28 protein-coding genes and 1 tRNA gene are annotated in these 23,453 nt (G+C 64.5%); 19 read left to right on the top strand and 10 right to left on the bottom strand.

From position 1 onward, the window contains the following. From RMN95_RS13900 to RMN95_RS13890, 3 genes are all read left to right on the top strand, one after another. Positions 1 to 648 (top strand): Nramp family divalent metal transporter (locus RMN95_RS13900; RefSeq protein WP_309617506.1); only part of this gene is annotated, 648 nt, incomplete at its 5' end. Further along, positions 648 to 1,259, top strand: coding sequence for a metal-dependent transcriptional regulator (locus tag RMN95_RS13895; protein WP_309617505.1), 612 nt, complete (start codon positions 648 to 650; stop codon positions 1,257 to 1,259). The genes RMN95_RS13900 and RMN95_RS13895, both read left to right, overlap by 1 nt. A gap of 9 nt (positions 1,260 to 1,268) precedes the next feature. Continuing rightward, positions 1,269 to 1,823, top strand: coding sequence for a HEAT repeat domain-containing protein (locus RMN95_RS13890; protein WP_309617504.1), 555 nt, complete (start codon positions 1,269 to 1,271; stop codon positions 1,821 to 1,823). Here the strand turns inward: RMN95_RS13890 and RMN95_RS13885 are convergent. Beyond that, on the bottom strand, positions 1,820 to 2,566 hold the full coding sequence (locus RMN95_RS13885; protein WP_309617503.1) for a VTT domain-containing protein: 747 nt from the start codon (positions 2,564 to 2,566) through the stop codon (positions 1,820 to 1,822). The two genes, RMN95_RS13890 and RMN95_RS13885, sit on opposite strands and share 4 nt — an antisense overlap. Before the next feature lie 248 nt (positions 2,567 to 2,814). Then, positions 2,815 to 2,898, bottom strand: a tRNA-Leu gene (locus RMN95_RS13880). A gap of 89 nt (positions 2,899 to 2,987) precedes the next feature. Between RMN95_RS13880 and RMN95_RS13875 the strand changes: the two genes are divergently transcribed. Genes RMN95_RS13875 through RMN95_RS13845 form a run of 7 tightly spaced genes read left to right on the top strand, consistent with a single transcriptional unit; the run spans position 2,988 to position 8,427 of the window. Further along, positions 2,988 to 4,016, top strand: coding sequence for a TauD/TfdA family dioxygenase (locus RMN95_RS13875; RefSeq protein ID WP_309617502.1), 1,029 nt, complete (start codon positions 2,988 to 2,990; stop codon positions 4,014 to 4,016). Between the two features lie 37 nt (positions 4,017 to 4,053). Continuing rightward, positions 4,054 to 4,659: a J domain-containing protein gene (locus RMN95_RS13870; protein WP_309617501.1), complete on the top strand. Its 606-nt coding sequence runs from the start codon at positions 4,054 to 4,056 to the stop codon at positions 4,657 to 4,659. Positions 4,660 to 4,714: 55 nt separating this feature from the next. After that, positions 4,715 to 5,944: an ATPase, T2SS/T4P/T4SS family gene (locus RMN95_RS13865; RefSeq protein WP_309617500.1), complete on the top strand. Its 1,230-nt coding sequence runs from the start codon at positions 4,715 to 4,717 to the stop codon at positions 5,942 to 5,944. After that, positions 5,941 to 6,801, top strand: coding sequence for a type II secretion system F family protein (locus tag RMN95_RS13860; RefSeq protein WP_309617499.1), 861 nt, complete (start codon positions 5,941 to 5,943; stop codon positions 6,799 to 6,801). The genes RMN95_RS13865 and RMN95_RS13860 overlap by 4 nt, the downstream gene beginning before the upstream one ends. Then, on the top strand, positions 6,798 to 7,736 hold the full coding sequence (locus RMN95_RS13855; protein WP_309617498.1) for a type II secretion system F family protein: 939 nt from the start codon (positions 6,798 to 6,800) through the stop codon (positions 7,734 to 7,736). The genes RMN95_RS13860 and RMN95_RS13855 overlap by 4 nt, the downstream gene beginning before the upstream one ends. Before the next feature lie 50 nt (positions 7,737 to 7,786). Next, the gene (locus RMN95_RS13850; protein ID WP_309617497.1) at positions 7,787 to 8,014 is read left to right on the top strand and encodes a FitA-like ribbon-helix-helix domain-containing protein; all 228 of its coding nucleotides are present in this window, start codon (positions 7,787 to 7,789) and stop codon (positions 8,012 to 8,014) included. Then, positions 8,011 to 8,427 carry a type II toxin-antitoxin system VapC family toxin gene (locus RMN95_RS13845; protein WP_309617496.1) on the top strand — a complete coding sequence of 139 codons (417 nt, stop codon included), beginning with the start codon at positions 8,011 to 8,013 and terminating at the stop codon, positions 8,425 to 8,427. Before RMN95_RS13850 ends, RMN95_RS13845 begins: the two co-directional genes overlap by 4 nt. A 49-nt stretch (positions 8,428 to 8,476) precedes the next feature. On the opposite strand, the gene RMN95_RS13840 is transcribed toward RMN95_RS13845, so the two are convergent. From RMN95_RS13840 to RMN95_RS13820, 5 genes are read right to left on the bottom strand one after another with little or no spacing between them, the layout of a single operon-like run. After that, positions 8,477 to 10,195 carry an ABC transporter permease subunit gene (locus tag RMN95_RS13840; protein WP_309617495.1) on the bottom strand — a complete coding sequence of 573 codons (1,719 nt, stop codon included), beginning with the start codon at positions 10,193 to 10,195 and terminating at the stop codon, positions 8,477 to 8,479. Positions 10,196 to 10,221: 26 nt separating this feature from the next. After that, positions 10,222 to 10,968 (bottom strand): ATP-binding cassette domain-containing protein, encoded by a 747-nt coding sequence (locus RMN95_RS13835; RefSeq protein WP_309617494.1) that lies wholly within the window; start codon positions 10,966 to 10,968, stop codon positions 10,222 to 10,224. Beyond that, complete coding sequence (locus tag RMN95_RS13830; protein ID WP_309617493.1) at positions 10,965 to 11,894, bottom strand: putative selenate ABC transporter substrate-binding protein; 930 nt, start codon at positions 11,892 to 11,894, stop codon at positions 10,965 to 10,967. Before RMN95_RS13830 ends, RMN95_RS13835 begins: the two co-directional genes overlap by 4 nt. 30 nt (positions 11,895 to 11,924) lie before the next feature. Continuing rightward, positions 11,925 to 12,830 carry a hypothetical protein gene (locus RMN95_RS13825; RefSeq protein ID WP_309617492.1) on the bottom strand — a complete coding sequence of 302 codons (906 nt, stop codon included), beginning with the start codon at positions 12,828 to 12,830 and terminating at the stop codon, positions 11,925 to 11,927. Then, positions 12,823 to 13,929 (bottom strand): radical SAM protein, encoded by a 1,107-nt coding sequence (locus tag RMN95_RS13820; RefSeq protein WP_309617491.1) that lies wholly within the window; start codon positions 13,927 to 13,929, stop codon positions 12,823 to 12,825. The genes RMN95_RS13825 and RMN95_RS13820 overlap by 8 nt, the downstream gene beginning before the upstream one ends. A gap of 103 nt (positions 13,930 to 14,032) precedes the next feature. Between RMN95_RS13820 and RMN95_RS13815 the strand changes: the two genes are divergently transcribed. From RMN95_RS13815 to RMN95_RS13795, 5 genes are all read left to right on the top strand, one after another. Then, positions 14,033 to 14,674: a class I SAM-dependent methyltransferase gene (locus RMN95_RS13815; protein ID WP_309617490.1), complete on the top strand. Its 642-nt coding sequence runs from the start codon at positions 14,033 to 14,035 to the stop codon at positions 14,672 to 14,674. A gap of 110 nt (positions 14,675 to 14,784) precedes the next feature. Then, on the top strand, positions 14,785 to 14,958 hold the full coding sequence (locus tag RMN95_RS13810) for a hypothetical protein (protein WP_309617489.1): 174 nt from the start codon (positions 14,785 to 14,787) through the stop codon (positions 14,956 to 14,958). 11 nt (positions 14,959 to 14,969) lie between these two features. After that, positions 14,970 to 15,365 carry a pilus assembly protein gene (locus tag RMN95_RS13805; protein WP_309617488.1) on the top strand — a complete coding sequence of 132 codons (396 nt, stop codon included), beginning with the start codon at positions 14,970 to 14,972 and terminating at the stop codon, positions 15,363 to 15,365. After that, complete coding sequence (locus RMN95_RS13800; protein WP_309617487.1) at positions 15,340 to 15,813, top strand: hypothetical protein; 474 nt, start codon at positions 15,340 to 15,342, stop codon at positions 15,811 to 15,813. The genes RMN95_RS13805 and RMN95_RS13800 overlap by 26 nt, the downstream gene beginning before the upstream one ends. Then, positions 15,810 to 16,253: a pilus assembly protein TadG-related protein gene (locus RMN95_RS13795; RefSeq protein WP_309617486.1), complete on the top strand. Its 444-nt coding sequence runs from the start codon at positions 15,810 to 15,812 to the stop codon at positions 16,251 to 16,253. The genes RMN95_RS13800 and RMN95_RS13795 overlap by 4 nt, the downstream gene beginning before the upstream one ends. Positions 16,254 to 16,311: 58 nt before the next feature. Here the strand turns inward: RMN95_RS13795 and RMN95_RS13790 are convergent, their stop codons facing one another. After that, positions 16,312 to 17,574, bottom strand: coding sequence for an MFS transporter (locus tag RMN95_RS13790; protein WP_309617485.1), 1,263 nt, complete (start codon positions 17,572 to 17,574; stop codon positions 16,312 to 16,314). 58 nt (positions 17,575 to 17,632) lie between these two features. On the opposite strand from RMN95_RS13790, the gene prfB reads away from it, so the two are divergent. From prfB to smpB, 4 genes are all read left to right on the top strand, one after another. Further along, a complete protein-coding gene (prfB, locus tag RMN95_RS13785) occupies positions 17,633 to 18,742 on the top strand; it encodes a peptide chain release factor 2 (protein WP_309617484.1) in 1,110 nt (369 codons plus the stop codon). Positions 18,743 to 18,843: 101 nt separating this feature from the next. Further along, positions 18,844 to 19,593, top strand: coding sequence for a cell division ATP-binding protein FtsE (ftsE, locus tag RMN95_RS13780; RefSeq protein ID WP_309617483.1), 750 nt, complete (start codon positions 18,844 to 18,846; stop codon positions 19,591 to 19,593). Beyond that, the gene (gene ftsX / locus RMN95_RS13775) at positions 19,590 to 20,507 is read left to right on the top strand and encodes a permease-like cell division protein FtsX (RefSeq protein ID WP_309617482.1); all 918 of its coding nucleotides are present in this window, start codon (positions 19,590 to 19,592) and stop codon (positions 20,505 to 20,507) included. Before ftsE ends, ftsX begins: the two co-directional genes overlap by 4 nt. 120 nt (positions 20,508 to 20,627) lie before the next feature. Then, the gene (smpB, locus tag RMN95_RS13770; protein ID WP_309617481.1) at positions 20,628 to 21,104 is read left to right on the top strand and encodes an SsrA-binding protein SmpB; all 477 of its coding nucleotides are present in this window, start codon (positions 20,628 to 20,630) and stop codon (positions 21,102 to 21,104) included. 4 nt (positions 21,105 to 21,108) lie between these two features. On the opposite strand, the gene RMN95_RS13765 is transcribed toward smpB, so the two are convergent. Together RMN95_RS13765 and RMN95_RS13760 are read right to left on the bottom strand one after the other, a co-directional pair. Beyond that, the gene (locus tag RMN95_RS13765; RefSeq protein WP_309617480.1) at positions 21,109 to 21,792 is read right to left on the bottom strand and encodes an SIMPL domain-containing protein; all 684 of its coding nucleotides are present in this window, start codon (positions 21,790 to 21,792) and stop codon (positions 21,109 to 21,111) included. 211 nt (positions 21,793 to 22,003) lie between these two features. After that, on the bottom strand, positions 22,004 to 23,368 hold the full coding sequence (locus RMN95_RS13760) for a DUF222 domain-containing protein (protein WP_309617479.1): 1,365 nt from the start codon (positions 23,366 to 23,368) through the stop codon (positions 22,004 to 22,006). Positions 23,369 to 23,453: the final 85 nt, after the last annotated feature.

The following is a 23,453-nucleotide window of genomic DNA, read 5'->3' as shown; positions in this document are numbered from 1 at the left end:
ACGTCGATGCTGGGGGCCACAGTTATGCCGCACGTGATCTACCTGCATTCGGCCCTGGCGCGTGATCGGTACGGGGTGACGAAGGATCCGGCGCGCATTCGCAGCCTGTTGAAAGCGACCCGTTGGGATGTCGGCGGCGCGCTGTTCGTGGCCGGCGCCGTGAATATCTCCATGCTGCTACTGGCCGCATCCGCCCTCGGGGGCATCGAGGGAACGGACACGATCCAGGGCGCGCATGCCGCGGTGGTCGCGACTCTGGGGCCGGCGATCGGGGTCATCTTCGCCGTCGGGCTGCTTGCGAGCGGGCTGGCGTCCACGAGTGTGGGCACCTACGCCGGGTCCGCCATCATGGGCGGTCTACTGAAGGTAAAAGTTCCCCTGCTGTTGCGCAGGGCCATCACCCTGATCCCCGCGCTGGTGCTTCTCGCCGTGGGGTTCGACCCGACCCGCGCGCTGGTTCTCAGCCAGGTGGTGTTGAGCTTCGGCATCCCGTTCGCCCTGATTCCGCTGGTCTGGCTGGCCAGTTCGACGACAGTGATGGGCGAGTTCGTGAACCGCCCGTGGCTGCGTTGGTCGGGCTGGATCTCGGCCGCCGCCATCACCGTGCTGAACATCCTGTTGATCGTGCTCGTCGTGGCGGGTGGCTGATGGCCGTCGCCCCGACCGCGGTCGAAGACTACGTGAAGGCCATCTACGCGCACACCGAGTGGCAGCCCGACCACATCACGACGGGGCTGCTCGCGGCACGGCTGGGTTTGGCCGCGTCGTCCGTCACCGAAATGGTCAAGAAGCTGGTCGCCCAGGGTCTGGCGGTGCACGAACCGTACGGTGCAATCGAGTTGACTCGGGATGGCACGGCTCTGGCCCTGCGGATGCTTCGGCGGCACCGGCTCATCGAGACGTGGCTGGTGCAGCGCATTGGTTACCGCTGGGACGAGGTGCACGACGAGGCAGAGGTGCTCGAGCACGCGGTGAGTGACCGGCTGCTCGGCGCGTTGGACGCCCAGCTCGGGTATCCCACCCGGGACCCGCACGGCGACCCCATCCCCGCCGCCGACGGAACGGTCGCCGTGCCGCGCGGGCTGCTGCTGGCCGATGCGCCGCTCGGCGGGCTGGTGCTGCGCATCAGCGATCGTGATCCGCAGTTGCTGCGCCACCTCGAAGCCGAGGGCATCGTCGTCGATACCCTGATCGACGCGGTGCGGCGTGACAGTCTCACCGCCGACGCCCTCGCCGCCATCTGGGTCGCGGCGCCGTAGGGTTGCAAGGTGCCTGAAGAGAACCAGAAAGACCTTCCGATCGAAGCCCGCATTGCTGCTGCGGTTGAGCAGCTCGGTTTAGACACCGTGGTGCTGCGCTCGCTGTCCCTGCTGGCGGGCAACAACGAGGGGGAGGAGTTTCTGCTCGTCGTCGGTGGAGAGCATGCCCAGGGCATTCTCGACGGAGCCCCCGTGCTGTACTGGCCCGAGTTATGGGGCACGCGTGCCCTGCTCTACGTCTGGAACGACAGCGCCATTGCCGGGGTTTCAGCGGCACTCCAGAACCAGGCATGGCGGGTGCGCGAGATGGCTACGAGGGTCGTGGCCACCCGTGAGCTGGCGCTTCAGGATGAGGTCGGCGCGCTTCTGCTCGACGAGGTTGCGCGGGTGCGTGCGGCGGCGGCACGTGCACTGGGTGCTATCGGTGACGATGTCGAGGTCATCCGGCCACTGCTCAAAGACCCCGAGATTGACGTGCGTCGCGGTGCGCAGCACGGCATCGACGCGATCCGTCAGCGCAGGCCGGCGGGGGCAATAGACGCCCCGCCCGCCGAGGCGGTTTAGTCGCCCAGCTTCTGGTCGAACTTGTTCTCGCCGAGCACGAGATCGCCGATGGGGGCGTCGTCCGCTGCGGCAGCTTTGCGCCTGCGGGCTTTCACGACCGACTGGATGTAGTGGAACACGGTGGGGATGACAGCGATGGCAACGGCAGCCAACAGGATGATGTCGATGTAGTTGACGACGAAATCGCGAACAGGCGGAATATTGCCTATCAGGAAGCCGAGGAACGTCAGCCCGGAACCCCAGATCACTGCGCCGATGGCATTGTACAGGGAGTACTTCTTGTAGCTCATATGCCCGACGCCGGCAGCAACCGGGGCGAAGGTTCTCACGATGGGAACGAACCGTGCAACGATCACCGCGAGGCCGCCGAAGCGCTCGAAGAAGCCGTTTGTGCGCTTCACATTTTCGATGCTGAAGAGCCCTGTCTCCTTCTTCTCGAAGATTCGGGGCCCAGCCTTGTGGCCGATCAGATAACCGACTTCGCCTCCGAGGAACGCAGCCGCACTGATAGCGAGGCACACCCACCAAATGGGAATCTTGATTCCGGTGGGATCGTCCACCATGGTGCCGGTAAACGTGAGAAGCCCGGTGATCACCAGGAGAGTGTCGCCGGGAAGCAGAAAGCCGAGTAGCAATCCGGTTTCGGCAAAGACGATGATGCACACTCCCAGCAGAGCGAACGGCCCGAAGCCCTCAATGAGGTTGGCCGGATCGAGCCAGGGAATCAGTGCGGTAGGCGCCATAGCGCGAACTCCAAGTCGTCGGTTGCCGCGAGCGTCAATCGGCGGCGGTCGGGTGTTGCGTCCCAGAGTACTAGCCCGATGGGGTTGTCAGGCTGGGGTTAACCCCCAGATTGGTGAGCCCTCGACCGAGGTGAGCGGAGGGCGGGCATCCGTTTCAGTAACGTATGGCACAGTGCCATACGTTATCGAAGCGTGAGTCCACCCTGGGGATGCTTCGAACCAGGGAAGGCGGTGTGCGGAAGGCGGTGTGCGGAAGGCGGGACTTGAACCCGCACGCTCTTTCGAGCACAGGAACCTAAATCCTGCGTGTCTGCCAATTTCACCACTCCCGCTGGCTGCTTGATTCTAGCGCCGCGCCACGGCAAGCGAGAATTCATGAGGGTACCCTTACCGACACCAATGAGGGTGTAATTTGGTCACTGTGTTGCTGACAATGCAGCGCCCCACGAAGAAGGAGAACGACATCAGCGTTCAGGAGCTCCAACCGAGCCTTTATACCCTTGATACCGCCACAGCCGAAGCGATCCGCACCGCGGCACTCAGCATCACTGCCGATGCGAATACCGAGCCGGATGAGTTCGGGCGCCAAGCGCTCGCGGCATCGTTCGCCATTCCCGCGGAGGTTCGAGCAGCGCTGCTGAACTTCTCTGATGTGGGCTCTGACACGGGCATCCTGGTCGTGCGTGGATTGATCGTTGACCACGACCTGATCGACACCCCGCTCGACAATAAGGGCGGCCAGGGGGCCAAGACTGTCTTCGCCAGGGAGATGGCTATTCTCGCTCACCTCCTGGGCAGCATGGTGGCGTACGAAGCCGAGGGCAACGGCCACCTCATCCAGGACATGGTGCCCAACCCGAAGCTTGCTACCACCCAGCAATCACAGGGTTCCAAGGTCGAACTCGAGGCCCACACCGAACAGTGCTTCTCCCCGTTCAAGCCTGACTATGTCATCCTGGGTGCGCTGCGGGGTGACCCTGAGGCGTACACCTACGCATTCTCCGGACGCAAGATCGCGGAGCTGATGTCTGCCGAGGACGTTGCGATGCTGCGCCAACCGCTCTGGGCCACCACCATTGACGAGTCGTTCCAGCCGTTCCTGCCGAATCCGGACGCCATTAGGGGCCCGTTTGCGATTTTGAACGGCCCGGATGACGACCCCTATGTTCTCGTCGACCAGGATCTCATGCACGGCGTAACTTCCGAGGCGCAGGAACTACTGGAGAGGGTCGTCACGGTGTACATCGAGCACCGTGACGCCCACAACCTGCAGGCCGGCGACCTCCTGATGCTCGACAACCTCCGCGCGATGCACGGTCGCTCCATGTATACGCCGCGCTTCGATGGCAAAGATCGCTTCATCGCCCGTGGGTTTGTCGTTCGCGACCGCCGCCGTTTATGGCCTCAGCTGCTCGGCGACCGCCGCACCGTCGGCGCGGTCCACAGCTAGGGGCGCCCCTGCCAGTCGGCGGGGGTACTATGCAAAAATGAACCCAGAGGATGCGGCAGCGCTACTCGGGGTTGGGCTGGATGCCACTGCGGCCGACATAGAGAGCGCGTATCGTCGACGCTCGCGCTCGACGCATCCCGACCGCTTTGTTGGTGCTTCACAATCGCGCTCGCAGCAGGCCGCGCGGGAGTTTATCGGTGTCGCTGAGGCGCGCACCGTCATGATGGCGCGGCGAGAAACGGCGGCCGTTGGCGCGTCAGTATTCGACGAGCCAGCGGCGCAGTACCCCCGGGAAGTCTCACTGCCACGCCCCCGCAGCACGCTGCTTCTGGCAACTTGGGCAGCGCTGACGCTCTTCGCGATTTTCGTGTCCCTCTATGGTGGTGCCGTACCCTGGAGCTTGTGGGAGCCAGTGTTCCGTTACGGCGTGGTGTTCTGTGCCCTGGTCGCGTTTGCCCTCACGGGCAAGACCCCGTGGCTTGTGACGGCATCACTCGCCCTTGCGGCCACCGCGATCATCACCGTTACGACGACCACTTTTGGCCCGCTGCTCGGGCTGTTCCTCCTCGTGGCGCCGGTCTACGGCCTCGTGACCATCGGTCGCGATGTCGCGGTTCGGCGGGCACGGTGGGCGCAGGTGTAGCCAGCCCTGTGGATAACCACCGACGCGTCGGTCGTGCATCCCGGATGATCGGCAAATGCCCAACGCCCTCGCCCAGATCGCGGACCAGGTTAGGGAACGGGTTCGACGCGATGGGGTGGATCTCGGCTCCGATGGGGAACTCGCCGCGAGGTACGTGCATGACGAGGTGCGGCGGTACAGCGAGCGGGCGCTCGGCGGTTCCGTTCCCCTGCTTGCCGACGAGGCGCAGGCCGCACGGCAGCTTGTCGCCACCCTCACCGGGTTCGGTCCGCTGCAACCGTTCTTCGACGACGCCGAGGTCGAGGAGATCTGGATCAACGCCCCCGATGCGATCTTCATCGCCCGTGATGGTGTGCCCGAACGCACCAACGTCGTCCTGACCGACAGCGACGTGCGCGATCTTGTCGAACGGATGCTGCAGAGCTCGGGGCGCCGCGTCGATCTGAGCTCCCCGTTCGTGGATGCGTCACTTCCCGACGGCTCGCGGCTTCATGTGGTGATTCCCGACATCACCCGCAGGCACTGGGCGGTTAACGTCCGAAAATTTAGCCAGCGCATCCGGGATCTGCAACGACTCGTGGCGCTCGGCAGCCTCACCGCGCAGTCGGCCGAGTTTCTGCGCATGTGCGTGCTGTCGGGCCAGAACATCCTTGTCTCGGGCGCCACCCAGAGCGGAAAGACGACGATGCTGAACGCGCTGCTCTCGGCCACGCGAACCACCGAGCGCATCATCACCGTTGAGGAGACATTCGAACTCTCGCTCGCCGCGCGCGACACGATCGCGATGCAGTGCCGCCAGCCAAGCCTCGAGGGCACCGGTGAGATCAGCCTGCGACGATTGATCAAAGAGTCGCTCCGGATGAGCCCAGATCGACTCGTGGTCGGCGAGGTACGCGAGGCCGAGTCGCTCGACCTCCTCATCGCGCTCAACAGTGGCTTGCCGGGCATGTCGAGCATCCACGCGAACAGCGCTCGAGACGCGCTCATCAAGCTGTCGACACTGCCGCTGTTGGCGGGGCGCAACATCGACTCGTCGTTCGTGGTGCCCACCGTGGCATCCTGCATCGATATCGTGGTGCACTGCGAACTCGATAGGACCGGGAGGCGCAGGGTTGTCGAGATCGTGGCCCCCAGCGGGCAGGTGACGTCCGGGGTGATCGAGGCGAGCCCAATCTTTGCGATCGGCGGCAGCGGGCTGGAGCCGACGGGCGGCTACCCCAGCCGTTCGGTGAAATTCTCGGCAGCAGGTTTCGACCCCGCCACGGTGCTCGCCGGGCCGCGATGAGCGCGCTACTGGGGATACTGCTCGGGGCGGGGCTTCTTTTGGTGATGTCCCCGCTCGTGTGGCCGAGAACCGCGCGGGTGTCGACACCGTCGGCGCTGGCGGAGCGACAGCGAGAGCGACTCGTGCAGGCGGGCCTTGCGCGCGTCAGCCCGGCGACGGTTCTCACGGTGGCGGTGCTGCTCGCCGTGGTGTCGTTCGCTCTCGTGTTCGCCATATTCTCGGTCGCTGTTCTGGCGGCCGCGGCTGCGGCGGTGGGCTTTTTCCTGCCGTTCCTGCTGATCGGCTGGCGAGCCCGCGCACATCGAAAAGCCACCCGGGTGGTCTGGCCGGACGTGGTGGATCAGCTCGTATCGGCGGTGCGGTCGGGGCTTGCTCTTCCCGACAGCGTGATGACGCTCGCTATGACCGGCCCGGCCGTGACCCGAGCCCAGTTTTTGGCCTTCGCGACGGATTACCGTGCGACGGGCAACTTCGCCTCCTGCCTCGACGGTCTCAAGTCGCGGTTGGCCGATCCGGTGGCCGATCGCATCCTCGAAACCCTGCGAATGTCACGCGAGGTCGGTGGCAGCGAACTCACCACGGTGCTTCGCAACCTCAGTGCCTACCTTCGCCAGGAGAGCGCCATCCGCTCAGAGGTGGAGGCCCGGCAGTCGTGGGTGATGAACGCGGCCAAGCTCGGTGTCGCCTCGCCCTGGGTGGTGCTGCTGCTACTGGCGACCAGGCCGGAGGCTGCGGCGGCGTACAACTCGCCGGGCGGCGCGACGCTCATCGTCGTCGGACTGGTCGTGTCGTTCTTCGCCTACCGCCTGATGATCGGGTTGGGGCGGCTGCCCGAAGAGCGCCGGTGGTTTGCGTGACGTCCGTCGTCGCGTGGGGCGTCGTGGCCGGCGCTGGGCTGGGATTCGGGCTCTGGTGCCTGGCCAGCGCCATCCCGCGGATGAGTCGACCTCGACTGGCGCGTCGCGTTGCGCCCTATCTGGTGGATATCTCGCCTCACGCCCGCGAACTGCTCGCCCCCGCGGCGCCGGGGCCGATACCCGTGCTCGGGATGCTCGTCGAACCCCTCGCCTCGCGCGCCAGACGCGCACTGGAGAGCACCCTCGGCGGATCGGAGACCATCGCTCGGCGTCTCCGGCAGTCGGGGTCGACGATCACGGTGGAGACTTTTCGGTCGCAGCAGCTGCTCTGGGGCCTGGCCGGGGCGGTGACGGGGGTGCTCGTGGCCGTCATCGTGGCGCGAGCGCAGCCAGTTTCGGTGGTCATCCAGGTGATCATCGTGCTGCTGTTTGCCGTTGCGGGTGTGCTCGGTCGTGATCGAATCCTGCAGCGCACGGCTAAGAAGCGCCTTGCGCGGCTGGCAGATGAGCTGCCGGTGATCCTCGAGTTCCTGACCCTGAGCCTGTCGGCGGGCGAGGGAATCCTCGACGCGATGCGCCGCATCTCGCGGGTCAGTGCGGGGGAGTTGTCACGCGAAATCGCCGGCGTCGTGGCATCCGTTAACACGGGCTTGCCGCTCGCCGACACGTTGACGGTGCTCTCTCATGACCTCGAGTTGCCCGCATTTTCGCGCTGCGTCGAGCAGGTGGTCGGCGCCCTCGAGCGAGGCACGCCTCTCGCGGAGGTGCTGCGGGCTCAGGCGCAGGATGCCCGGGACGACGCCAAGCGCGATCTGCTGGAATCCGCAGGCAAGAAGGAGGTTGCGATGCTCTTCCCGCTGGTTTTTCTGATCCTCCCGGTGACGATCCTGTTCGCGATCTTCCCGGGAATATTCGTGCTTCAGGTCGGCCTCTGATGTTACCTTCGGATGCTAGCATTGCTAGCAATACCAGAAGGAACGTAACGATGGCCACTATTACCGTCCGCAATCTTGACGACGAGGTGCAAAAGCGCCTTAAGAAACGCGCAGCGGCCAATGACAGATCTATGGAAGCCGAAGCGCGCGCTATTCTCAGCAACGCGGTCGCCGGTGCAGACTTCGCCGCTGGCTGGCTTGAGGCAACGAGGGCAACTCGGGGCGACATCCTGCCAATTCCCGAGCGTTCAGTGCCGCGGAACATCGATATCGAATGATCGTTCTCGATACGAACGTGTTGTCGGAGCCCCTTCGGATTCGCCCGGAGCCGAGCGTTCTGCGATGGCTAACCAACACCTCGGGCGAACACATGGTGACCTCCATCACTGTCGGAGAAATTCTGACCGGAGTGAGATTTCTGCCTCCGGGACGAAGAAGAGACGACCTCGCGTCATCGATTGATCGTGTATTCGTAGACTTTTCGGAGCGCATCCTGTCGTACGACCAGGCGGCCGCACGAGACTACGCAGAATTGCGTGAACTGAGGCGGGCATCTGGACGCTCGCTCAGTGTCGAGGATGGGATGATCGCTGCAATCTGTCGAACTCGGGCGGCATCCCTCGCGACGCGGAACACCCGAGATTTCGACGGCATGGGTATTACGCTGATCAACCCTTGGGTGCGTCATTGACGAGCGAGATAATCCTGTGACGACCGCGGGGTACGCAACGCCGATCGTGTCATGACCGCAGTGCGGCGCGCAGTCTGCGGCCCACCAGCTCCGTCGCGACGCTTACTGCAAACGAGGCCACCAGCAGAGTGGTGATCACCGGGAATCGGAAGGTCGAGAGGTTTTCGGCGAACAGTCGGCCCAGCCCCGCGGCTCCGACCACCCCGACGATTGCGGTGTCGCGCACGCAGATCTCGAAGCGATACAGCGTGTACGTCACCAGGTGATGAAGTGACGGCGGGGCCGTGGCTGCGATGGCCGCGAGACTGCGTCGGGTGCCGATCGCGCGGAGGGCATCCCGTGGCCTGGTGTCAATGCTCTCCCACGCCTCGGCCACCAGCCGGCCCAGGATGCCGCCGGTGTAGAGCCCGAGGGCCACGGCGCCGGGGATGACACCGGGGAAGAGCATGAGCAGCGCGATGACCGCCCAGACGGTAGGGGGAATCGAACGAAGCACCAGCAGGATGCCGCGTGCGGCCCAAAACGCGACCCATCGGAGTGCCTGCGCGGGCCAGGGCGACCCCTCATCCATGGGTCCGGGTCGCGAGCGGCTGGCCCACGGCCCGATCATCACGGTGATGACGACCGCGACGGCCATCGCGAGCACCGCCATCGCCATCGTGTCGGCGACGGCCGAGCCGAGCGCCTCCCAGCCACCCCGCGGAAGTTCGGGAGGCCAGAGATCGTCGAACAGCCGCCCGGTCAACTGCCGGGTGCGTGGTGAGGAGAGGCCGTTCAGCGAGACACCCGATACGATGCCGGCGATAATCACCGCCGAGATGGCGACCAGCGCCGAGACGCGCGCCCAGCGTGAACCGGCACCGGCCTGTCCACGGTCCCGCTGGTGCCCCACCGTCCAGTCGGAGCAGCTCACCACCGCCATGTCGCGACGCAACTGTGTGCTCCAGATATCGACGGCCGCAGACACCAGCACGACCGCGCCGATCAGGGTCCACACCTCGTCCCAGTTGCGGGATTGCAGGCTCACGGTGAGCTCCTGGCCGAGGCCACCTACCCCTACGACACCCAGCACCACGGCCGACCGCACCGCGCATTCGAAACGATAGAAAGAGTAGGAGAGCAGTAAGGGCGCCGCAGCGGGAAAGAGGGCGTAGCTGAGCGCGGCAAAAGGCCGAGCGCCCGCCGCCCGCAACGCGCGTAAGGGCTCCGGTGGCACACCGTCGAGCGTGTCGGCGAACACCTTGGCGGTCTGGGCGCCGAACGGGATCGCGATGGCAAGCACCGCCACGAGAGGGTCCAGCCCGAGCACGCTGACGAACAGCAGCGCCCAGATCAACTCGTGGATGGAGCGGATTGCGATAAGGACCCCGCGCAACACCACCCTGAGGGCACGTAGGGCAACGGGAGCCCGCCCCGGCCAGGCAATATCGCTCAACACCATCCCGCCGAGAATGCCGATCACCAGCGCTCCCGCGGTGCCGAGCGCCGCGAACACCAGGGTCACGAACGTCGCATGCGCCACGATTCCGAGGAAGTCGGGGGCCAACGCCGGATGCAGCGCTGACGCAAACAGGGCGCCGATGAGCGGTAGCCCTCCCGGATTCACCGTCTCGGCTCCGGGCGGAACCGCCACAGACCACGCCCACAGCACCGGCGCGATGACGAGGAGTGCACCGAAGACGCGTCGGAGCGAGACCGTGCGCGAGGAGATACCCACGCGCTGCGCCGGAGGCACGGTGCGTGGGTTCCGTTCCCACTTCAGGGTCATCTCCAGCCGCTCTCGTGGTCTTTCGGTCAGCCCAGGGCGTACAACTCGTCGAGCGCCCGATCCGGCATCTCCGCGACCGGGAGGTCAAATAGCAACCGTCCCTTGCGGAGGCCCAGTACACGGTCGAAATGTCTCTTTGCGAGTTCAGGCTGATGCAGGCTGACGATGGTGGTGGCATCCCGACCCAGCGTGCTGAGCAGGTCAAGGATGTCAGCCGCGTTGGCAGGGTCGAGGCTTGATACCGGCTCATCGGCGAGCACCATCTCGGGGTCCTGCACCAGCACCCGGGCGATCGCAACCCGTTGGCGCTCGCCGCCCGACAGGCGAGAGGTCTGCTGGTGTACGGCCCACGACAGGCCGACCCGCTCCAGCGCGCTCGTGGCCACGCGATCCGGGCGGGGCCAGGCAAGCGCGCCAAGAGATCGTGCCGTGCTCCAGACACCCAATCGCCCCGCATTGACGTTATGCAGCACCCGCACCTGTTCGACCAGGTCGAGTCGCTGCGAGACCGTGCCGATGCGACGCTGCGTGGCGGCCAGCCTCGATGGCGGAATGCTACCCAGATTGGCCCCGAAGACTTCCACCACTCCCGAGGTCGCACGCAACGACCCGTTGAGAAGCGCCAGCAGGGTGCTTTTGCCCGCTCCGCTCGCGCCGAGCACCGCCACCTGCTCGCCAGCATCGATGCGCAGGTCGAGGTCGGTAATGGCGTCGTAATCTCCGAATCTCCTGCCCACCCCGCGGAGCAGAACTACCGGCGGCGCTGTGCTCATGCCAGCAGGCCAAGGTCCTTCGCGACCGCCTCAATCTGGTCATAGTTCGAATTTTTCGTTTCGATGAATGAGGTGGCCCCAAACAGGTCAAGGATCACCGCATCCTCCGAATTGGATGCGTCGAGACCGAGCAGCATGTCGGTGACGGCGGCGAGAGTCCCGGCCCCGAATGTCTCGTCCACATCCGGTCGAGCAAGCCAGTGGTAGTCGGCGTATCCAGGAGTGCGCCACAGCACCTGCACCGCGCTCAGATCGACTTCTCCCAGCTCGACGGTCTTCTTCCAGACCTGTTCGTTCACGGCGCCCACTTCGAAGCTGCCGCTGGCTACCGCCGCGATCGTCGCGTCGTGGGAGCCGGAGAAACCGGGTTCTCCGCGGAGTTCCTTCAGGTCGAACTTCGCCTCCTTCAGGAAGTACTCGGGCATCAACCTGCCAGAGGTGGACGTCTCGCTGCCAAACGTGAAGGTATGCCCCGCCAGCTCGCTCAGGCCGTCGGCTTCGGTGATCGGCGCCAACCCCGACGCAATGGTGGCGATGAACAGGCTGTGGAACTGGGCGTCGATGTCTCGTTGGGCGATCGCGGTGGCGCCCTTTACCCGGGATCGCGCCTGCACCCCGGTAAGTCCACCCATCCACGCGATCGCGATGTCGCCCACCTCGAATGCGCGCACGACCGCGGTGTAGTCGGTGACCGGGAGGTAGTTGACGTCGAGGCCGGTGGCCGACGCGAATCGCTCAGCGACCGAGGAGTACAGCCTCGAGAGCTTTTCGGGATCCTGATCCGGAATCGCCGAGATGCCCATCGGACCACTCGGAGTGGCCGGCTTGCTCGCCCCAGTGGGGCTGCTGGCGACCGGAGCGCAGCCGCTGAGCACGAGCAGCCCCGCACCTCCCAGGAGCAGGCCCCGTCGTGAGATGGTGGTCATGGTGTCCTCCAATAACAAGCGGTGAGTTGGTTAGGGTGCGTGGCGCGGCCCGGTGGCTCTGCGGCTGAGCGTGAAACCGACCAGGGCAATGCTGAGGAACCAGGCGGCCGACGTGGGAGTGCCGCCGAGAATTGGTGGCGTGAATCCGAGTTGAGCGTGCAGGGCGAGCGCCGCGAGAACCGCAAGTCCGGTCGCAATCAGCCCCACCCGTGCCAGACCATCGCGCGTGGCGACGATCAACGCGGCGCCGCTGACCAGCAGCACGACGGCGCCGAGCGCGTTGTACTCGCCGAGGCTGACCGATAGGTCGGTCGATTTCAGGCCTGGCCCGCGAGCAGCGAGTGGGTCGCCGAGCGACGCGATGAGGCTGAAGCCTCCCATCAGGATGCTCGTGACGCCCCAGACCACTCCGAGACGGCGAGCGCTACCCACAGCCGCTCGCACTCCGTCAACGGCCAACGCGCGACCTCCCGGGCTGACCAACAGCAGAGCGTGCGCCCCGATCATCAGCCAATACGACCATGGCCATTCATGGGGGGCGAAGGCGACCGAGAGGCCGATGGCGAGAGACTGAATCATCCCCAGGAGGGCCGCGAACCGCACCCAGGTTCCCGTCAGCAGCAGCACGGCAAGCACCGTCTCCGCCAGAAGCACCACCCACCCAAAGGGCACAAATAGGGGCAGGATCAGGTTCTCGACAATCCAGCTGTACGGCGCAAAGACTGGGTAGTCGACCGCGTAGCGTGTGAACTGGTAGAGCCCGTTATCCGACGACAGCCCGAAGTCTGGTGCCCGCTTCCATGACACGTTGTAGAGCCACATGAGGCCCAGGAGGATCCGGATGCCAGCTGCGACCCAAACCTGGGATCGCGGCGGACCATCGATCGCCGGTGCGAACATCCAGGTGAGCTTTTTGACCACAGTTGACTCAGGCACAGCGGAACACCTCTCGACCTGTCCTGGCGGCCGCATCCTGCAGCCTCATGGTGTCGTTGACTACCCCGAATACTTCGCTCAACGGCAGTGGGGAGTCGGCAATCTTCATGTTGGGGTTGGTTACTGCCACCGGATGCCACCAGGCGCCGTCGGCCGTGATGGTGGGCTCGGGCTCCAACGTGCTGACCGACACGTGCATCCCCGTCTCGGCGAAGCCTTCCTGGGCAACCGGTCGGATCAGTCGATCATCGGCGGCAATGCCCTCGGCATCCAACCGGCGGTGCAGTTCCGCTACCCCGGTCGGATCTTCGTCATAGAGGGTGGCGGCAACCCGCACGCGGAAGCCGAGTGAGTGGGCAAGCCCGATTCCGTCGAGGGCGCGGGCCCACGAGCCACGTCCGCGCTGGGCATCGTGCAGTTCGGGTGTGGCCGAATCCAGGCTGACCTGAAGCGTCACCTCGCGATCCAGCGACTCAAGGGTCTCCCTTCGTCGGCCCTTCCCGAAGATCATGGCATTGGTCAGGATCGTTACCGATAGCCCGTCGGCGGCCGAGACAAGCTCGCCGAGCTCGGGATGCATAAACGGCTCACCGCCGGTGAGCAGCACTTCCTTGCCACCGAGTGCGCGGAACTCGTCGAATATTGCGGTAGCCATCGCGGGCTCTACCCGTCGGGAGGCCGCACGGGGGGAGGATTCGGCACAGCAATACGTGCACGCAAGATTACAGTCGAAGTTGGTGTACACCCACAGTCGTTGCCCGACGGGGGTTCGATCACCGTGGGTGAACACGGTGGAGACCACCGCCTCTGCCTTCTGAACGACGAACCACCACGGGCCCTCAGCGCTTTCCTCGTGATGGGAGATGATGCCGTGGCCCACCAACTCAGCCCACACTGGCAGGTCATCCGTCACACTGCTCTCGCTGCTGCGCACTCCGAGCGACTGGCCCGGTTGCAATCGGCGCATGGCGCGGGTGATGAGCAGCAGCAATCCGCTGCCGCAATCCATCTGGCCACCGTCGATGAGTTCGGTGACCAGCCCGGCGGGGGTCGGCACGTTTCCGGGCTGAACTGCCCCGGACATCTCCAGTGATGTCATGCCTCTCACCCTATGCGCATCCGATGGTCAGAAGACATGACGAAATGGTGACGGATATCATCACTTTCGGCGGCGATTGATCGTCGAGGTTATTATCGTCACCATGGCCGATCGACCCGAAGATTCCGATTCTCGCCGGGCATTCTGGGAGGGTGTTCACGACGGAAAGGCCGTCGACGCGGTCTCGTGGTGGCAGTCGGTGCCGGAGCTTTCGCTCGGTCTCGTCGATCAGGCGGGGCTCGATCATGACGCCGCGGTCATTGACGTAGGGGCGGGTTGGTCTACCCTGGTCGACCACCTGCTCGACCGCGGGTACCGTGATCTCACCGCCATCGATCTCTCGGCAACAGCGCTTCAGACCGTGCGCGACCGACTGGGTCCCGCGGGCGCCGACGTGCGGCTGGAACTGGCAGATGTGCTCAACCTCCCGGGCAGTCGACGCTACGCACTGTGGCATGACCGGGCGGTGTTTCACTTCCTTACCGAACCCGATGAGCGTGACGACTACCGTTCCTCCCTCGCGCGATGCCTCGATCCAGGGGGATGGCTAGTGGTGGCGACGTTCGGTCCGGATGGCCCGCTCACGTGCAGTGGCCTTCCGATTGTGCGGTATTCGCACGAGCAGTTGGCGGCAGAGTTTCCCGACTTCGAGCTGGTGTCGATAAGTGGGGAGGATCACCGCACATCGTGGGGGGCGACCCAGCAATTTTCGGCGGTATTGCTCCGCCGCCGCGCAACACCGTAGCTCCGACTCCCGGGGCGGGATCGTGCCGGCGGTTGCCTGTGGACAACCTCAGCGGGAATGACGTAATCCGTCGGATGATGAGCCGTGATCATCACCATCCGGAGGCTGCAATGACCCGACAACGACGCCTGGCACGCATCATATCCGAGGAACGCGGCGACGTCCCGGGTTGGGTGCTCATCACACTCATGACTGCCGGACTGGTCATCATCATCTGGGGGCTCGCCGGCCCCGCCCTCAGCTCCGTGTTCGAGCAGGCCATCGAACGCGTGACCGGGTTCTGAGTCGCGCCACTATGTTTCGTGGCAGGTCTTGGGCATCAGATGACGGGTCGGCGGTCGCCGAGTTCGTCATGGTCAGCGCGCTGCTCACGATACTCACGCTCAGCGTCATCCAGCTCGGCCTTGTGCTGCTCATTCGCAATACGGTGGTGGATGCCGCGGCAGAGGGAGCCCGCTTCGGAGCGCTCGCCGACAACTCTGCAAGCGATGGCGTGGCCAGGGCTGTCGACCTCATCTCTACTGCGCTGGGCCCCGGGTATGCCACGGATGTCTCGGCCAGCACGGGGAGTTACCTCGGGCATCCTGCCATGATCATCACCGTGCACGCACCTCTGCCCCTGATCGGCCTGATCGGTCTCGACGACGGGCTGGAGGTATCTGGCCATGCCTCGCTCGAAACTCTCGGCTAGCCCGACGGGTCTGTGGGCCGACGATAGCGGCTCGGCATCTCTGGAGTTCGTCACGGTCGGGCTTGTGCTGCTCGTTCCGCTGGTCTACCTGGTGCTCGCAATGTCCTCGATCCAGGCGGGGGCGCTCGCCGTCGAAGGCGCGGCCCGGCAGGCGGCTCGGGTGTTCGTTCAATCGGCCGACCTTGACTCTGCCCGAGCCAGCGCGACCAGGGCCGTCGAGTTCGCCCTCGCCGATCATGGCATCGACCCCGACTCGGCGAGCATCGCCGTGAGTTGCGAGCCCAGGCCGTCGAGCTGCCTCACTCGCCAGGGGTTCGTCACGGTGACTGTCGCGCTGTCGGTTGCCCTGCCCCTGCTACCTCCGGTGCTCAACGGCGACTTCCCAGTTGCCGTTCCTTTGACCGGCACAGCCACCCAGCAGGTGTCGAGATTCTGGAGCGGGGGATGACGCGCCGCCACCGCCTGGCCGATGACACTGGCTCCACCATGCCGCTGGCGATCTTCTTCGGTTTCCTGTCACTCGTGCTGATCCTGCTGGTGGTCTCGACAACCTCGCTGTATCTCGAACGGAAGCGGCTCTTCACTCTGGCCGATGGCGCAGCGCTCGTGGGCGCCGAGGCCTTCGCGCTCGACGACGTGCGGCTCACCGATAGCGGGCTGCGACCCACATTGCAGAGTCCTGCCGTAGCCGCCGCCGTCGAGTCATACATCGCGAGCACTCCGGCCGCAGCCTTCGACGAACTCACTGTTGAGCGTTCGGAATCGGTCGACGGGCGAAGCGCCACCGTCACGCTGTCGTCTTGGTGGCGACCGCCGATAGTCTCGCTGCTCGTGCCGCGGGGGCTCAGAATTGAGGTCACCGCGGTCGGCAGGTCAGTTTTTTCCTGACAGCGAGGGTTTTCCTGACGGCGAAGCGCCCTCCTGACGGGGGCGCGCTCTGCCGACACTATCCGGGTGCAGCGGTCGCGGCATCCGGATCATGCGCAGAGAACCTCGGCAGGTATCGGGCGATCACGCCCGCCCCCACCAGCCCCAGCACACCCAGCGCGGCCACCGCGATCGACAGGGACGCAACCGCAGTGAGCCCGGCGATGATCAGCGGCGCGCCGGCTCCACCGAGGTTGCCGGTAAAACGCCAGGCGCCGAGAAACGGAGCCGGATTGTTCTTATCGGCCAGGTCAGCGCCGAGAGTCATCAGGATGCCACTGCCGATCCCGTTGGCCAGCGACAGCACCATCGCGCAGCCGATAAACCAGCTGACATTGGAGTCGAGGTCGTGCGTGATCGACAGCACGAGATGGCCGACGCCCAGCCCGATCATCGAGGGGAGCGCGCTCCAGAGGCGCCCGAAGCGATCCATAATTTGGCCGCTGACATAAAACAGTGCGAAGTCGACAGCTCCCGCGATGCCGATAATGACGGCGGTGTTGGTGTCGCTGATGCCAATGCTTACGGCCCAGAGCGGCAGAACGACCTGTCGACTGGCACGCAGCGCACCAATCAGGGCGGCGCCGACGCCGAGTCGAGACAGCACGGCCCGACTGCGATAAATCGTGCCGAAAAGTCCGATCGACTTCTGCTCGCCGAGCCTCTTGCGTCCGGCCAGCCGAGTCTGTCTCACCGCGCCGAAGGTCGTGGTCGGATCACGCAGCGTGATCAGGATCACCGCAGCCGCCAGGCACATCACGATGTGGATCCAGAACGCGGAACTTGCCGTGCCCGTCACATGGATGACGGCGGCCGTGAGGAACGGCCCGATGAAGTAGCCCAGGCGGAAGGTACCGCCGAGAGTGGATAGCGCTCGAGCCCGGTACTGGAGCGGCACGAAGCTCGTCATGAAGGCATGGCGCGCAAGGGCGAAGACTGCCGTCGCCAAGCCGATCAGAAGCACCCCGAAACCTAGCGCCACCGGGTGTGGCGCAATCACGCAGGTGACCAGCCCGATGATCGAGAGCCCACTTGCCCCGATCATCGCCGGGCGCTCTCCGACTCGGGAGATGAGCCAGCCGCTCGGAACTGTGCCGAACAGCTCCCCGATCGTCAGCACGCCGGCAACGAGACCCGCGATCGCGAGGCTGGCACCCAGATTATTGGCCGCAATGGGGATGATGGGGATGATCGCGCCCTCGCCGATCGAAAACAGCAGCGTCGGCAGCAGCGCCGGTAGTGCGATTGATCCCCAGCGAAACGGCTGCGGTGAGGTCGACACTCGCCTAACGTTACTGCGGGCGGGCGGGAGGGAGGTCGACGATAAGCTTGAGCCCGACATGGACGAACTGGATATCGCAGAAGACATCGCGGCGCTTCGATCAACTTTCACCGACATCCGTTCGGTTGTCGGCATTGATCGGCTCGAGTCCGAGATCGCCTCCCTGAGTGAGCAGGCCGGCGTGCCCGATCTCTGGGATGACACCGAGAAGGCCCAAAAAGTCACCAGCGCGCTGAGCCACCGTCAGGCCGAACTCGCGAAGATCACCTCGATCGCCGGTCGTCTCGACGACATCGAGATCATGGTCGAGTTGGCTAATGAGGAGCAGGATGCCGCGGCAGCGGCCGATGCTCGCACCGAGCTCGCAAGCATCCAGAAGCTGCTGGGCGAACTGGAAGTGCAGACCCTGCTCAACGGGGAATGGGATGCCCACCCCGCGGTCATCACGATTCGCGCCGGCGCCGGGGGTGTGGATGCGGCCGACTTCGCCGAGATGCTGCAGCGCATGTACCTGCGCTGGGCCGAGCAGCACAACTACCCCGTCACGATCATGGAGACGAGCTATGCGGAGGAGGCGGGCATCAAGTCGACCTCGTTCGAGATCGACGCACCGTACGCCTTCGGCACGCTCAGCGTCGAGGCGGGTACCCACCGCCTGGTGCGGATGAGCCCCTTCAACTCGGCCGGCAAGCGCCAGACCAGTTTCGCCGCGGTGGAGGTAATCCCGCTGATCGAGGAGGCCGGGGCGATCGAAGTTCCGGAGAGCGACATCCGCGTCGATGTTTTTCGTTCGAGCGGGCCCGGTGGCCAGTCGGTCAACACCACCGACTCGGCGGTGCGACTCACCCACCTTCCCACCGGACTGGTCGTCTCGATGCAGAATGAGAAGAGCCAGATCCAGAACCGTGCGGCCGCCATGCGGGTATTGCAGTCGCGACTGCTGATCATGCAGCGTGAGCAGGAGGCCGCCGCCAAGAAAGAACTCGCGGGCGTCATCACCGCCAGCTGGGGTGACCAGATGCGCTCGTATGTGCTTGCGCCCTACCAGATGGTCAAAGATTTGCGCACCGACTTTGAGGTCAACAATCCATCGAATGTCTTCGACGGCGATCTTGACGGATTCATCAACGCCGGCATCAAGTGGCGTAAGCGCGCGATCGAGGACTAGCCCCGAACTCGCGAGTCGGCGGCGGGCGTGTACCTGTGAAAACTGCCGCCGTGAGTGTCGCTGAGTGCCTACGCGAGCCGCCTGCCTAGGCTGTGTCCGAAATGATTCGCTTCGACACTGTCTCCAAGGCCTACCCCGGCACTACTCGACCCGCCCTCAACACGGTGAGTCTCGAGATCCTCAAGGGGGAGTTCGTTTTCCTTGTCGGAGCGTCCGGCTCCGGAAAATCGAGCTTCCTGCGGTTGATCCTCAGGGAGGAATCACCCAGCAAGGGCGAGGTCCATGTGCTTGGGCAGCACCTGAATTCCCTGTCGAATCGCAAGGTGCCCTATTTTCGGCGCAATCTCGGCGTCGTCTTCCAGGATTTCAGGCTGCTGCCGAATAAGACGGTGTTCGACAATGTTGCCTTCACGCTTCAGGTGATCGGAAAGAGCAGGGGCTTCATCCAGGAAGCGGTACCGGATGCCCTGAAAATGGTCGGTCTCGCCGGAAAGTCCAACCGCTTCCCTCACGAACTCTCGGGTGGTGAGCAGCAGCGTGTCGCTATCGCCCGGGCGGTGGTGAACAAGCCGGCCATCCTGCTCGCCGACGAGCCGACCGGTAACCTCGACCCTGCGACCTCTGCCGGCATCATGACGCTGTTGGAGCGGATCAACCTCGGCGGCACGACCGTACTGATGGCCACGCACGATGCGGGGATCGTCGACCAGATGAAGCGACGTGTGATCGAGCTCATCAGCGGGCAGATCGTTCGTGATGAACGCCAGGGTGGGTATCAGACCCAGGCGATTCCGGTGCAGGGATTCGGCAGCTTTGCTGCCTCTACCGCCGCGCGCGAGGGCTCGAAGTGAGGCTCGGCCTGATTCTCGGCGAGGCGGGCAGCGGGCTTCGCCGCAACGTCTCGATGGTCATTTCGGTGATCCTCGTGACCTTCATCTCTCTCACCTTCGTGGGGGCCGCGATCCTGCTGCAGATGCAAATCGGGCAGATGAAGGGGTATTGGTACGACCGTGCGCAGGTCGCCGTATACCTCTGCACCGATGTCGACAACACAGGTAATTGCACCCAGGCCGCAGCAACGCAAGAGCAGATCGACAATGTCGAGGCGCAGTTGAAGTCACCCACACTCGCGCCATTCATCGAGAAATACGAGTTCGAGACGAAAGACCAGGCCTACGCGAATTTCCAGGACCAATTCGCTGACAATCCCATTGCGGCCTTCGTGAGTCCGACCGACCTGAACGAGAGCTTCCGGGTCAACCTCATCGACCCGATCAATGCTGATGTGCTGATCGAGAGCCTGTCCGGAGTCACCGGAGTGCAAGCGGTGGAAGACCAGCGTGGACTACTCGACCAGATCTTCTCTATCCTGAACGCCGCCTCGTACACGGCGATCGGTGTGGCGGCGCTCATGCTCGTGGCGGCGGTGCTGCTTATCGCGACGACAATCAGATTGAGCGCATTTTCGCGTCGACGCGAGTTGGGAATCATGCGCCTGGTGGGGGCATCGAACCGCTTCATCCAGACCCCGTTCAACCTTGAGGGTGTGTTCGCCTCGCTGATCGGATCGCTCCTGGCGGGCGGGGCGATCGTCGCGATAGTGAAATTCTTTGTGCAGGGCTACCTCTCGACGACCCTCGGCCCGACGACGACGCTCGTCGGGATGAGCGATGCCATGGTGGTCGTGCCAATCCTGATTGTGGTTGGTGCTGCGCTGGCAGCCGCGTCCGCCGGGGTCGCCATCAGTCGCTATCTCAAGGTCTGACCGCGGCGGCTCACCCGCGGGTGTCGAGCCTGGTCTAAACTAAGAGGCTGAGTGCCGGAGCTGTGAGCCAGCGCCGACTGACCTTGAAAAGTCGGCCGATACCAAAGAGAAAGTCACTCCATGCCCAGGGATCGCGGCCAAAAGGTTGTTGCGAGCAACCGTAAGGCGCGCCACGATTACACGATCGAAGACACCTATGAGGCCGGGCTTGTGCTCACAGGTACCGAGGTGAAGTCGCTGCGTGCGGGGCGAGCGAGCCTGGTCGACGGCTATGGTTACATCGACGGCGGCGAGGCGTGGCTCGATGCTGTGCACATTCCGGAGTTTAACGGCGGCTCGTGGAACAACCATCCGGTGCGGCGCAAGCGCAAGATGCTGCTGCATAAAGAGCAGATCCTCAAAATTCACAATAAGGTGAAAGAGGGCGGCTATACACTGGTCCCCCTGTCGATCTACTTCCTGGATGGCAATGCGAAGGTCGAACTGGCCGTCGCCAAGGGCAAGCGCGAATACGATAAGCGCCAAACGCTGCGCGAGCGCACGGATAAGCGGGAGGCCGACCGTGCCATGTCTGCCCGCAAAAACCTGAACGAGTAGCGGTCTACTTCGCTACGAAGCGAGCGTCGACGATGGATGCCACGGCAATCTCTTCGGGCTTCAACGCGACTTGAGGCGTTCCGGAGCTATCGAACGCCGCCGACCTCATCGCGCCGCGGGCGAACACGGGCTGCGGCCCGCTGCCCCCACCTGAAGGATCACCGAGCATCCCGGGGTCGGCCAGTGCAATCGCGGTGACCGATCCAAGCCCAATGCTCTGGGCGTAGACGCTGGCCTTGGCCACGGCATCCTTGACCGCCCTCGAGCGAACTTCGACGGTGGCGCTGGTGCGGGTGGCGTCGGTCAACGCCCACTCGATCGAGTTGACCGCCACGCCGTCGATGGCGACAGCTGATTCCACCCAGCGAGCGAGCGCTTCAAACTCCATGAACTTCGCGGTGAAGTCGACTGCAGCATGGAACACCGGGTCGAGTTGTTTTCCCTCGTTGTTCCACGGGCGTTCGCTCCACACTCGGACGCTGTCAGACGACCACCAGGTGACCGGTCCGGCATCCTTATCGTGGATACTCTCGATGAGGTTGCGCAGGGCGTCAGAGGCCTCTACCGCTCGAGAAAACACGTCGTCGCGACCGGGGCCGTCAGTGCGGACCGAGGCGGCCACCGTCGCGCGTTCGGCGGGGTACCACGCGGAGTATTCGCCCTGAACGGTGATGATGGTCTCTGTCACACGGTCTCCTTCGACTAACCACATCGTAGACGGAGCACCTACCCGCCCACGCGCCCGCGGCGTTCGCCGATTCCGCATAGCGCAGTGCGCACCGCTTATTGCACCCTGCCAGTGACTCCCCCCACGCCTGCCCGCGTTTGGCGCGGGCCCAGTCAGGCACCGCACGCGGGGCGGGGTTCTCCCAGCGAGCAGAAGCTCACACTTGGCAGGGTTATCCGGTGTTGCGGAGGGGGTTTTTGGAGTGCATTTGGGTGGGATCTTGTGCTGCGCCGTTGTGGGTGGGTGGTGTGAGCCAGTATGTGCCGTTGCTTCGGGCGTGAATGGTCCATCCGTTGGTGTGGAGTTGCATGTGGTGGAATCGGCACAGGGTGATGCCGTTGGCGAGGGTGGTGTTGGTGCCGTTGAAGGCGTCGATGTGGTGTGCTTCGACGAATTGGGCGGGTTTATCGCATTCGTCCCAGGCGCAGCCGTTCCATTGGGCGGTGAGAGCGGTTCGTTGGCGGGTGCTGTGTAGTCGTTGGGTGCGCCCGACATCGATAGCGGTGTTGCCGTGGAAGAGGATGGGGAGCATCCCTGTGAGGCAGATGTGTCGTTCGGCGGTCTGGATGCTGACCGGCGCCGTCTGGCCTTCGAAGTAGGCGAGGCCGGTGCCGGTGTCGAGCGCGTCGGCCTGCACGTGCACCCTGACGGCGGGGGATTTCTGGCCGAACACGGTGGGGGCGTCGGCTGCGCGGGTGGCGAGTTGGACGATGTCGACGAGGGTGTCGAGGGCGAGTTGGTTGTTACTGCGGGGGTCATCAAGCATGCTCTTGGCCCGCTGCACGTCGGCGGGGTCGATGAATCGTGGCCCTCCGCGGCGCGGTGACAGGGCGGTGGTAAGCGCGCCGACGATGATCGCAGCGGACTCCGGATCCAGTAGGGCGGTCAGCCTGGTCATGCCGTCGGGGTTCTGATGCCACTTCAGGGTGCGCTGTGATAACCGGTGTGCTTCCAGGTCGGCGACCGAACCGGTATCGAGGCGGGCTCGAGACAGGCGGGCGACTTTGGCGATGTCTTCCGGTGCCGCCGCGCCGATACCCGTGGAAGCGCCCGCGCGGGAAACCAGCACGGTGGCGATATCACGCAGTTCGGTGCAGGAGACTGCGGCGGAGGGTTCGCCTAATCCGCTGATAATGGCGGCAGCGCCGGCCACCGATAATTCCCCGTCCGTCACGGCGTCGGCTACGCTCATAAGCCATCCGGCGTTGCCGCTGCGCACCGAGTCGAGGGCTGTCCCGGCGGTGATCATGGCGCGAGCATCGGAGAAGCTGACTCCCGTGAGCTTCTGGATCACTTTCTCAGGCGACGACTGACCCGTGCGTGCCGCTAGTCCCTGCTGGCCGAGGGCACGATCGGATCGTCGAGCTATCTCGCAGGCGATCACGGCAGAACTGGCATCCACCCGCCGACGGGCCGCACCCAACTCGCTTTGCAACGCCAACAACTGCACATCAGCCAGATCGCCGACCCCCGCCACCGACGGCAACACGATGGGCAACACGATGATCGTGTCGCTGACAGAGCTGATCCGGGCCATGCCCAAGGATAGCAGAAATCGAACACAAATACTAGTATTATCGACACCACTGGGCTACAATTCGAACATGACTTCGATACAACAA

Origin of the sequence: Salinibacterium sp. (assembly GCF_031364185.1) — a bacterium.
In the GTDB taxonomy this organism is placed as follows: domain Bacteria; phylum Actinomycetota; class Actinomycetes; order Actinomycetales; family Microbacteriaceae; genus Rhodoglobus.
This window is presented reverse-complemented; position numbering and strand designations above follow the sequence as displayed.

What these genes read in the sequence shown, in the direction of transcription:
- RMN95_RS13810 (WP_309617489.1), top strand. Translation starts at nt 14,785, where the DNA reads ATGACCCGACAACGACGCCTGGCACGCATCATATCCGAGGAACGCGGC.
- RMN95_RS13820 (WP_309617491.1), bottom strand. Translation starts at nt 13,929, where the DNA reads ATGACATCACTGGAGATGTCCGGGGCAGTTCAGCCCGGAAACGTGCCG.
- RMN95_RS13835 (WP_309617494.1), bottom strand. Translation starts at nt 10,968, where the DNA reads ATGAGCACAGCGCCGCCGGTAGTTCTGCTCCGCGGGGTGGGCAGGAGA.
- RMN95_RS13850 (WP_309617497.1), top strand. Translation starts at nt 7,787, where the DNA reads ATGGCCACTATTACCGTCCGCAATCTTGACGACGAGGTGCAAAAGCGC.
- RMN95_RS13870 (WP_309617501.1), top strand. Translation starts at nt 4,054, where the DNA reads ATGAACCCAGAGGATGCGGCAGCGCTACTCGGGGTTGGGCTGGATGCC.
- RMN95_RS13815 (WP_309617490.1), top strand. Translation starts at nt 14,033, where the DNA reads ATGGCCGATCGACCCGAAGATTCCGATTCTCGCCGGGCATTCTGGGAG.
- RMN95_RS13805 (WP_309617488.1), top strand. Translation starts at nt 14,970, where the DNA reads ATGTTTCGTGGCAGGTCTTGGGCATCAGATGACGGGTCGGCGGTCGCC.
- RMN95_RS13830 (WP_309617493.1), bottom strand. Translation starts at nt 11,894, where the DNA reads ATGACCACCATCTCACGACGGGGCCTGCTCCTGGGAGGTGCGGGGCTG.
- ftsE (WP_309617483.1), top strand. Translation starts at nt 18,844, where the DNA reads ATGATTCGCTTCGACACTGTCTCCAAGGCCTACCCCGGCACTACTCGA.
- RMN95_RS13860 (WP_309617499.1), top strand. Translation starts at nt 5,941, where the DNA reads ATGAGCGCGCTACTGGGGATACTGCTCGGGGCGGGGCTTCTTTTGGTG.
- RMN95_RS13865 (WP_309617500.1), top strand. Translation starts at nt 4,715, where the DNA reads ATGCCCAACGCCCTCGCCCAGATCGCGGACCAGGTTAGGGAACGGGTT.
- prfB (WP_309617484.1), top strand. Translation starts at nt 17,633, where the DNA reads ATGGACGAACTGGATATCGCAGAAGACATCGCGGCGCTTCGATCAACT.
- RMN95_RS13760 (WP_309617479.1), bottom strand. Translation starts at nt 23,368, where the DNA reads ATGGCCCGGATCAGCTCTGTCAGCGACACGATCATCGTGTTGCCCATC.
- RMN95_RS13845 (WP_309617496.1), top strand. Translation starts at nt 8,011, where the DNA reads ATGATCGTTCTCGATACGAACGTGTTGTCGGAGCCCCTTCGGATTCGC.
- RMN95_RS13840 (WP_309617495.1), bottom strand. Translation starts at nt 10,195, where the DNA reads ATGACCCTGAAGTGGGAACGGAACCCACGCACCGTGCCTCCGGCGCAG.
- RMN95_RS13795 (WP_309617486.1), top strand. Translation starts at nt 15,810, where the DNA reads ATGACGCGCCGCCACCGCCTGGCCGATGACACTGGCTCCACCATGCCG.
- RMN95_RS13895 (WP_309617505.1), top strand. Translation starts at nt 648, where the DNA reads ATGGCCGTCGCCCCGACCGCGGTCGAAGACTACGTGAAGGCCATCTAC.
- RMN95_RS13800 (WP_309617487.1), top strand. Translation starts at nt 15,340, where the DNA reads ATGCCTCGCTCGAAACTCTCGGCTAGCCCGACGGGTCTGTGGGCCGAC.
- smpB (WP_309617481.1), top strand. Translation starts at nt 20,628, where the DNA reads ATGCCCAGGGATCGCGGCCAAAAGGTTGTTGCGAGCAACCGTAAGGCG.
- RMN95_RS13885 (WP_309617503.1), bottom strand. Translation starts at nt 2,566, where the DNA reads ATGGCGCCTACCGCACTGATTCCCTGGCTCGATCCGGCCAACCTCATT.